This window comes from Stutzerimonas stutzeri (genome assembly GCF_024448715.1).
GTDB classification, from domain to species: domain Bacteria; phylum Pseudomonadota; class Gammaproteobacteria; order Pseudomonadales; family Pseudomonadaceae; genus Stutzerimonas; species Stutzerimonas stutzeri_AR.
In genome coordinates this window covers 1-1,194 of the sequence record NZ_JAMOHZ010000025.1, presented here as the reverse complement: position 1 = coordinate 1,194, position 1,194 = coordinate 1, and the positions used below count along the sequence as shown (strand labels likewise).

At 57.9% G+C, this 1,194-nt stretch carries 1 protein-coding gene; it reads left to right on the top strand.

Features of this window, described 5'->3' with window-relative positions:
- Window positions 1–1,193: elongation factor Tu (gene tuf / locus NAV33_RS21385; protein WP_155397594.1), on the top strand; the 1,193-nt coding region annotated here is incomplete at its 5' end.
- Between the last annotated feature and the right edge of the window lies 1 nt (window position 1,194).

Genomic DNA, 1,194 nt, shown 5'->3' with positions numbered 1-1,194 from the left:
TGGCTAAAGAAAAATTCGAACGTAACAAACCGCACCTGAACGTCGGCACCATTGGTCACGTCGACCATGGCAAGACCACGCTCACCGCCGCGCTGACCAAGGTCTGTGCGGAGACCTGGGGCGGCTCTGCGCGTGACTTCTCGCAGATCGACAACGCGCCGGAAGAGAAGGCTCGTGGTATCACCATCAACACCTCCCACGTTGAATATGATTCCTCGATCCGTCACTACGCGCACGTTGACTGCCCAGGTCACGCTGACTATGTGAAGAACATGATCACTGGTGCGGCGCAGATGGACGGTGCGATCCTGGTTTGCTCCGCTGCTGACGGCCCGATGCCGCAAACTCGCGAGCACATCCTGCTGTCCCGTCAGGTTGGCGTTCCTTATATCGTGGTCTTCCTGAACAAGGCTGACATGGTGGATGACGCTGAGCTGCTCGAGTTGGTCGAGATGGAAGTGCGTGATCTGCTGTCGACTTACGACTTCCCTGGCGACGACACGCCGATCATCATCGGTTCTGCTCTGATGGCCCTGAACGGCCAGGACGACAACGAGATGGGCGTATCGGCCGTGCGTAAGCTGGTCGAGACTCTGGATAGCTACATTCCAGAGCCTGAGCGCGCTATCGACAAGCCGTTCCTAATGCCGATCGAAGACGTGTTCTCGATCTCCGGTCGCGGTACCGTTGTGACTGGTCGTGTTGAGCGCGGCATCGTCAAGGTTCAGGAAGAGATCGAAATCGTTGGTATCCGTGCCACGACCAAGACCACCTGCACCGGTGTCGAGATGTTCCGCAAGCTGCTCGACGAAGGTCGTGCTGGTGAGAACGTGGGCGTGCTGCTGCGCGGCACCAAGCGTGATGACGTCGAGCGCGGTCAGGTTCTGGCCAAGCCGGGCACCATCAAGCCGCACACCAAGTTCGAAGGCGAAGTCTACGTACTGAGCAAGGAAGAAGGCGGTCGCCATACTCCGTTCTTCAAGGGCTACCGTCCGCAGTTTTACTTCCGTACCACTGACGTGACTGGTAACTGCGAACTGCCGGAAGGCGTTGAGATGGTAATGCCGGGCGACAACATCAAGATGGTTGTTACCCTGATCGCTCCGATCGCCATGGAAGACGGCCTGCGCTTCGCGATTCGCGAAGGTGGTCGTACCGTTGGTGCTGGTGTGGTTGCCAAGATCATCGAATAAT